This window comes from Streptomyces rugosispiralis (genome assembly GCF_024505145.1).
Lineage (GTDB): Bacteria > Actinomycetota > Actinomycetes > Streptomycetales > Streptomycetaceae > Streptomyces > Streptomyces rugosispiralis.
Genome location: NZ_JANIAA010000172.1, coordinates 1 through 1,051, shown reverse-complemented (window position 1 = coordinate 1,051; position 1,051 = coordinate 1). Strand labels below are relative to the sequence as shown.

Annotated in this window: 1 protein-coding gene; it reads right to left on the bottom strand. The window is 67.8% G+C overall.

Annotated elements, in window-relative coordinates:
- The coding region (locus NP777_RS46900; RefSeq protein WP_256656324.1) for an amino acid adenylation domain-containing protein at window positions 1-957 on the bottom strand (957 nt) is incomplete at its 3' end.
- Window positions 958-1,051: the final 94 nt, after the last annotated feature.

Here is a 1,051-nt window from a genome sequence, read left to right as displayed (position 1 = left end):
TACGACGTAGGCCACAAGACGCTTGTCGCCCTGCCGGTCCTCGCGGACGATGACCGCGACCTGGCCCACGCTCTCGTGCGCGGCGAGCACGGCCTCGATCTCACCCGGCTCCACCCGGAAACCACGCACCTTCACCTGCTCATCCGCCCGCCCCGCGAACACCAGCTCACCATCAGCCGTCCACCGCGCCAGGTCACCGGTGCGATACATCCGCCCGCCCGTGAACGGGCACGCGACGAAGCGCTCCGCCGACAACCCCGGCCGACCGAGATAGCCGTGCGCGAGCCCGGCACCCGCGAGATAGAGCTCGCCCTTGACACCCGGGGGTACGGGGTTGAGGCGCTCGTCGAGGACGAAGGCCTTGGTGTTGTCGCGTGGCCGACCAATCGGCAGCACCGCCGGAGCCACAACCCCAGGAGCCACCGCGTACGTCGTGGCACACAAAGTGGCCTCGGTCGGCCCGTACAAATGCCGGACCACGATCCCCGGGCAAGCGGCCTTCACCTGAGCCACCGCACCAGCAGGCACCACATCACCACCCGTCAACACCTCAGCCAAACCCGACAAACACTCCGGCGACTCCTCCGCCAACACACCGAACAACCCAGCCGTCACATGCACAGCCGTCAACCCATGCACCTCCACCAACCCCGCCAACACCCCCGCATCCAACCGACCCGACGGCGCCACCACCACCCGACCACCACTCACCAACGGCACCCACACCTCAAACACCGCCACATCAAACGCATGCGGCGCATGCATCAACACCCGACCCCGCGCCGCCACACTCCAACACCCATCCGTCACGAGAGCAGCCACCGCACCATGACTCACCGCCACACCCTTCGGCACACCCGTCGAACCAGACGTAAACATCACATACGCCACATCCTCCGCCGACACCACCACATCCGGCGCACCCACCATCCCCCCGAACAACTCATCCACCGCCACCGCACCCGGCACCCCCAAACCCCGATCCGCCACCACCAACCCCACCCCCCCCCCCCCCACAAAGACCCCCCCCGATCCCCACCCCACACCCCCA